This window comes from Halolactibacillus halophilus (assembly GCF_900115605.1).
Classification (GTDB): Bacteria; Bacillota; Bacilli; order Bacillales; family Amphibacillaceae; genus Halolactibacillus; species Halolactibacillus halophilus.
On record NZ_FOXC01000006.1, the window covers coordinates 86080 to 93639 of the forward strand.

The window sequence follows — 7560 nt, forward strand, 5'->3', positions numbered from 1 at the left end:
ACAAAAAATGAAAAAACGAAAATGAAATAAAAGAAAAATCCCCATTCATTATGAATGAGGACCATTATTTTTATACCGTTTCTTCGATTTCATTGAAATCCTTGTTGTAGGTTGCCATATCGATTTCTCCAAGTCTTCTGGCAGATACAAGACCGGCAATCATCGAACCAGAGACATTCAGTGCTGTTCTTGCCATATCAATCAGTGGCTCAATCGCAATAAGTAAACCAACTAAGCCTACTGGCAATCCCATGGAAGATAACACGGTCAGTGCTGCAAATGTCGCACCTCCACCTACACCTGCGATACCAAACGAGCTAATAGCTGTAATGATGATAAGTTTAATGAAGAAGGCTGGATCCATAGGTACACCCGTACCAACTGCGATCATCACTGCCAGCATACCTGGATAAATCCCGGCACAACCGTTCTGACCGATACTCGTCCCAAGGGAAGCAGATAGATTGGCGACACCACTTGACACACCGAACTTATCTATTTGGGTTTCAATGTTTAGTGGTAATGTCCCAGCACTTGACCTTGATGAGAAGGCAAAAGAAAGTGGAACACTTGCTTTTTTTAGATATTTTACTGGGTTTAATTTATAAACAACCAAAATGATAAGGTGGATAACAAACATAATAAAGATCGCAAGATAGGATGCGACCACAAACTCAAACAGTCTCGAAATTTCTGAGAAATTTGACGTAGAGACAAATCTAGACAGCAGCGCAAATACACCATATGGGGTGAACCTTAGCACTAATGTCACCATTCGCATGACAATGTCATGAAGCATATTCAGAAATTTAGTGAAAGCCTCTGCACTATCAGGTTTCTTACGTCTAAGGCCGATGGTCACGATGCCTAAAAATGCGGCAAAAAACACGACCGACAGGGTGGCAGAAGAACCTTGACCACTCATTGCGTAAAATACGTTACGCGGGATAATTTCTGTGATTTGTTCAGGGATTGATTTTGTTTGAAAATCAGTTAAAGTATCTTCTAAAGCTTGACCACGGGCAGCTTCAGCCTCACCAGCTAATATTTCACTGGAATCAAGTCCGAAGAGGGTAGAAACACCGGCACCAAGACCAGCGGCAATGGCTGTTGTAAACATTAATACAAGAATAATTGACAGGGCACTCTTTTTCAGCGAATTAGCATCCTGATTAACAATCGAAGTAGATATCGCAACAAATACAAGCGGAATAACAATCATATTAAGTAGTCTGACATATCCAGAACCAATAATACTGATCCATGTATTAGATGATGCGATTATTTCTGATTCAGAACCAAAAAGTTGTTGAAGTACCGTTCCGAAAAGGATCCCAGCTACTAACGCGGTAAGAACGCGTTTTGTAAAGCTCAAGTGCTTTTTCTGCATGACATATAAACCAAAAATAATAGCTGCTGCACCAAATAAAATAAGTAATGTATAAAGTGTGTTCACATGTATACCTCCAAATAAGTATTTTTCATTCATTTAACTAAAGGGACGGATAGCTTACCTGAGAAAGTTTATAATGTCTATGGCTAATTACCTCTAGCTATACATGTATCTACCGATATCTTTGAAACGTTGTTTCAACTTAGAGGTCTTTTCATTTGAAACATAAACATCACGCTCACCCATTTATTAATCCGATTGATTTAGTCAAATTAAGCTTATAGTGAAAATAAGTCATTGTCAAATTTTCGGATTATGCATAAGATTTATTTAAACTTATACAACCAACACAAAAATTCACTAACTAAATACTAGCACCCTATAGCTATTAAAGCAGCGACAGCTTAATCTATCCACATGATTAGACGCCCTATGCACATTATATAAGTGCAAAAGAGCGATAAAAAGGAATAAGAACAAATATAGGAAGAAAGAGAGAAAAAGAAAGAAAAAATATAAAAACAAGGCACAGCAACTGCTGATACCTTGTTTGATTATTAAAAGCTTGATTTCGTGACACCAGGTATTTGACCGACTGATGCGAGCTCTCGGAACTTAATCCGCGACATACCAAACTGACGCATATATCCGCGTGGACGTCCATCAAGCTTACAACGGTTATGGAGACGCGTCGGTGAACTGTCACGAGGGAGTTTTTTTAATTCTTCATAATCACCACGCGCGATGAGTTCTGCTCGTCTCTCGCGATACTTCTCGACGAGTGCTTCACGTTTCTTTTGTTTTGCAATCATTGATTTCTTTGCCAAGTGATGGCCTCCTTTTTTAAATCGTAATCATTACTTTTTATATTCTAGCAGATATCTCCCTTCCTGTAAATAAGAACGATTACGAATTACAGATTTTGAGTGACAACAAATAAACCGAACAGCGCTAAAGTAACTGTTCGGTTCTGTCTCACTGCCTCGATGATATTAATCAAGACTCTGTTATTCTGTTATTTTCTCATCATCAAATTGACGTCTCGTTTTTAATTGATAAACAGGTTTAAAGACACTCTTATTTTTACCATCGCGTTTTGCTTGATACAACGCCTCATCCGCATGAGATAAAATATTATTAAGGTCACATTCTGTTTGTCCTGGCATAACGACACCGACACTGATACCAACGGATAATTCTTTTCCCTCCACGTTATGTGGCTCCCGAAAACGCGCTTCTAAACGGTCAATAATATGTGATAAATTCTCGACATCTTCTACTTCAGGTAGTAAAACAATAAACTCATCCCCGCCCAGTCTTGCGACCGTGTCCATCTCTCTTAGAGCTATCGTGAGTCGTTGTCCTACTTCTACGATGACTTGATCACCCACCTCATGACCGTATTGATCGTTAATCCCTTTAAAGTCATCTAAGTCTAACATTAAGACCGCAAACGGCACGTGATGACGTTCATATAAACTAACAACTTGATCTAAACGAATTTGAAACATACGTCTATTTGCCAGACCGGTGAGTGGGTCTTGATAAGCCATTTGTTTTAGTTCACGTTCATATTTTTTCCGCTCTTTAATGTCCCGGGCCACAACAATCGTTTGGACGTGGGTATCCTCATCAAAGATTGGTTCAAATTGTAGCTCAAACCAATGTTCATCACCAAACGCATCGATGATTTTACCTTCTTTTTTAATCGATTGATGTTCTGATAACATCGTTGCTATAATCTTTTCTATCTCAACTTTTGATTTTGATGACAGGAGTGATGCGATTGGTTGGTAGAGTAGAAGATTTGTTTCATAGCCCAATAACTTCTCGTGAGACGGTGATAAATAGACCATCTCATGCTTGTCATTTAAGACTTGAATTAAATCTGATGTATGTTCAGCAATCAACCTGAAGCGTTGTTCACTTTCAAGTAACGCGCTTCTTGCGAAGCTTTCAGTCGTTAAATCTTTCACTACAACATACACACCTTGTACAACACCATCTAAATGCATCGGGATGAATTTCACTTGTAGTTCCATCCCAACCTCATCTCTCGTATGAAGTTGAATCTCGATCGCATTTGGCTCGCCATCCACTGTATTATAAAAACAGGTTTTAAACTTTTTCGACTGATGATAAAACACATCAAAAATATCTTTCAGTTGAGCTTCGTGATGAATGGTTTCAATAAGGTTGCTAAAAGCGTCATTCTTTTTCACAATCCGGCCAGCATTATTCAGATAGGCAATCGGGTCGGTATTTTCTTTAAATAGTGACTTATACCGTTCCCGCGACAATGCTAATCGTCGTTGACTAATATACATTTGGTCTTCCATCTGTTTTTGTTTCGTTAAATCACGTGATACTGCCACAATATGCGTCACGCGTCCATCAGCCATGATCGGTGTTAATATAGATTCCGTTACGCGTTGTCCGGTTGAAATATGATAATCATCTTGATATCGCAACGTACGTTGTTGTTCCACGACGCTACGGTACTGACTTTGTAGTATGGTTGCTTTTGTCGGTGGATTCACATCGGTCAATGTTTGGCCAATCATCGTATCAGTAAAGCCTAAGATGCGTCTGACTGATGTATTGACGCGTTCATAAAAAAAGCAATCGCCATCGTCACTGACACGCATAATAAATACCATATCTTCCATTGCATCAATGATCGCTTGACTCATCAATTCCATTCCCCTCACCCAATTCCTTTAGACAATTTGATATGATTATACCACTATTTCTATAGCTTATGCACCAAAATCGTAACCGTTTACTTAAAAAAACCTAAATTATTTGAATATTATTTAATATCGCCCATCTTAATCTGACACAAAAACCTAAGAACCAAGAGGTTTCCCTACCTACATATTTAAGTATCATTGACATATTAGAGTTGAATATCAGACAAGACCGAAAATACAAGAAAAGAGCTAAGGCTCAAAACCCTAGCTCTTTTCCATCTATTCTTTTCATAATTGACTTGTAGTCAGCACTGGTAAAACATGATTGTTAAACTGCATTAAAAACGGTTTAGTTTTTACTTAAGAAACGGTGATATACTACTTTAACAATTTCCATCATCACAACCGCAAGAACCGCAAGACCAGCCGCAATACTCCAATCAGTTAGACCAAAGCTACTTGGAATCGCAAAGATTGAACGAAGACCTGGAATAACAGTAATAAGATAAAGACCGAAACATAACGTGACTGCACCCAACACATATTTATTGGTGAATAAACCAACACCAAAGATTGTCTGTTTATTTGAACGCGCAGCAAATGTCTGCAAGGTCCGGGAAAGAATCAAGGTCGTAAAGGCCATCGCCACACCAATTTCAGTCGATGTTTGCAAGCCAATTAAGTGTGAAACAATAACTGCTACCCCGATAAATGACCCACGCGTAACAACAGACCGTAAGGTCTCGCCGGCGAAAATACCTTCATCAATCGAACGTGGTTCACGGTCCATCACATCAGGTTCTGATTTCTCCATTCCTAAGGCAATCGCAGGTAATGAGTCGTTAACTAAGTTAATAAACAACAGCTGCAGTGCCGTAAATGGATTAGGGAACCCAGCAATCACCGCGAATAGAATCGCAATAATCGCTCCTAAGTTACCACTAAACAGATAGGCAATCGCTTTTTTAATGTTATCAAAAACTGTCCGTCCGACTTTAACGGCATTCACAATCGATACGAAGTTATCATCGGTTAGAATCATTGCTGCCGCATCTTTACTTACATCTGTCCCACTACCCATCGCAACACCAATGTCGGCTTGTTTTAAGGCCGGGGCATCATTCACACCATCACCAGTCATCGCACTAATGCTGCCTTTTTTCTGCCATGCTTTGACGATGCGGATCTTATTTTCTGGTGATACACGGGCATAGACCCGAATATGTTCAAGTTTTTCTTCTAACTCTGCTTCACTTAAGTGATCAAGTTCGGTACCAGTAAGGGCTAAGTCATCGTCATCAAAAATACCGATGTCTCTTGCGATCGCTTCAGCCGTTGTTTTATGGTCACCGGTGATCATGACAGTTTTAATACCAGCATGTTTGGTCTGTTCAATCGCACCGTAGACGGCTTCACGTGGCGGATCAATCATCGCCAGCAGTCCAACTAAGACAAAGTCTTCTTCGTCTTCAAAGTTAATATCTGATGTCCCCTCAGGCATTTCTTTAAAACCAAACGCAAGCACACGGAGTGCTTGACGAGAATAAGCTTCGTTTTGTTCATTAAGACGCATTTTTCGTTCATCAGTTAAAGGTTTGACTTCACCATTTTCCAATATTTTTGTTGCCCGTTTAAACATCACATCCGGGCCACCTTTAATGAACAAGAGTCGTGCGCCTTCATAAGCATTTAATGTCGACATCAGCTTGCGATCTGAATCAAATGGCACTTCGCTAATCCGTTCATAACGCTCTCGTAAGTCTAAATAATCTTCGCCTGCTTTATTCGCATAATTAATTAACGCAACTTCAGTCGGGTCACCAACTTCTTGATTTTTTGAATCAATATAAGAGTCATTACATAAGACGGCTGTATCAATCAACAGACGCTCATCATCACTTAACGATTCGAGTGATGTCTCATCACCTTCAGAGAAGGTAAAGTGATGCATGACGGTCATTTTATTTTGGGTGAGTGTCCCTGTCTTATCAGTACAGATCACGCTCGTTGACCCAAGGGTTTCAACTGCTGGTAACTTTCTAATAATCGCATGCTGTTTGGCCATCTTATTTGTTCCGACTGATAACACAATCGTAACAATTGATTGGAGTGCTTCTGGTACGGCCGCAACGGCAACCGCAACCGCAAACATAAGCGCATTTAGAAGTTCAGTCGTTAAATCGGCTGTACCTTCTCCTAACCAAATTCTAAGAGCCTGGACTAAGAAGATCACACCAGACAGAATCAGAATCCAAAAGCCAAGTTTACGACTAAATGCATCAAGTTTACGCTGGAGTGGTGTTTGTTTTTGTTCAGCTGTATTTAACAGATCAGCAATTTTACCGACTTCTGTCGTTTTACCTGTTTCTGTAACGACGAACGTTGCTCGTCCATTTGTGACAAGTGAACTAGAAAAGACTAAGTTGATCCGGTCACCGAGGCCAACTTCTTCCTCAATCATTTCAACATCTTTTGTGACAACTTGTGATTCACCTGTTAACATCCCTTCATTGACTTGAAGTGAACCGGACTCAAGTAAGCGACCATCTGCCGGGATATAGTCCCCTGCTTCTAAATAAACGATATCACCTTTTACCAGCTCCCGGGCAGGAATCGTTTGTTTTTCACCATTACGCAACACCTTCGCATTCGGTGCTGACATTTCCCTTAACGCATCGAGTGAACTTTCGGCTTTTTTTGTTTGGACGACACTAATGACGGCATTCATAATCAGTACAATCATAATAACAATGGTCTCAACATACTCTCCGAGTAGCACTTGTACACCGGCCGCAACCAGTAGAACAACAACCATCGCATCTTTAAACGCATCTAAAAATAATTTCAACGTCGATACTTTTTTTTCTTGTTCAAGCTCATTATACCCATCGCGTTCAATTCGGGTATTTACTTCTGTGTTAGAAAGACCTTTCTCACTCGCTTGTAAGTCTTTTAACGTCTCTTCTTTTGTCTTTTGATAATAAGACATCTCACTCACTCCTTCTTCTTGAGTATTCATTTGCAAGCTCTTTATATTATTTACGTAAAAATAGTTTGTAAACATAAGAAAGACCCTTACCAACAAACACCTATGGTGTTGTATTGGTAAAGGTCTTGCCTACAACGAACGTTGCCAGTAATGCCGGAGATAAAAAATCTCGTAATGACGACATTATTGTTAGAGCTACTCCCCTTTAACTAGCTTAATTTTACCTGTAGTTTCATTGTTCGTCAAGTTAAACCGCACGGTTTAACTAAAGTTCTAAGTAAAGAATGGACCGATTAATGATACACTTAAGACAACCAGTCATATTTAATCACTTTAACAATTCTCGTAAGTTCTTAAACAGTTAAACCGTTATATATCGCGTTGCTTAACTGGACAGGTTACACTAAACTAGACTATTTCGTTAAGGTCGGTTAAACTTGTGGGACTAATCACCCGAGGGAGAGACCAATCATGGAAAAAAGAGC

The 7560-nt window shown here is 39.6% G+C and carries 4 protein-coding genes; all 4 read right to left on the minus strand.

Going from position 1 to position 7560, the window contains the following annotated elements:
• Window positions 1-70: 70 nt before the first annotated feature.
• Window positions 71-1489, minus strand: a complete 1419-nt coding sequence (locus BM098_RS03920; RefSeq protein WP_089830620.1) for an L-cystine transporter — start codon at window positions 1487-1489, stop codon at window positions 71-73.
• A 461-nt stretch (window positions 1490-1950) separates the two neighbouring features.
• On the minus strand, window positions 1951-2220 hold the full coding sequence (rpsN, locus tag BM098_RS03925; protein ID WP_089830622.1) for a 30S ribosomal protein S14: 270 nt from the start codon (window positions 2218-2220) through the stop codon (window positions 1951-1953).
• 180 nt (window positions 2221-2400) lie between these two features.
• On the minus strand, window positions 2401-4086 hold the full coding sequence (locus BM098_RS03930) for a sensor domain-containing protein (RefSeq protein ID WP_159430106.1): 1686 nt from the start codon (window positions 4084-4086) through the stop codon (window positions 2401-2403).
• 349 nt (window positions 4087-4435) lie between these two features.
• The gene (locus tag BM098_RS03935; protein WP_089830639.1) at window positions 4436-7075 is read right to left on the minus strand and encodes a cation-translocating P-type ATPase; all 2640 of its coding nucleotides are present in this window, start codon (window positions 7073-7075) and stop codon (window positions 4436-4438) included.
• Window positions 7076-7560 lie beyond the last annotated feature (485 nt).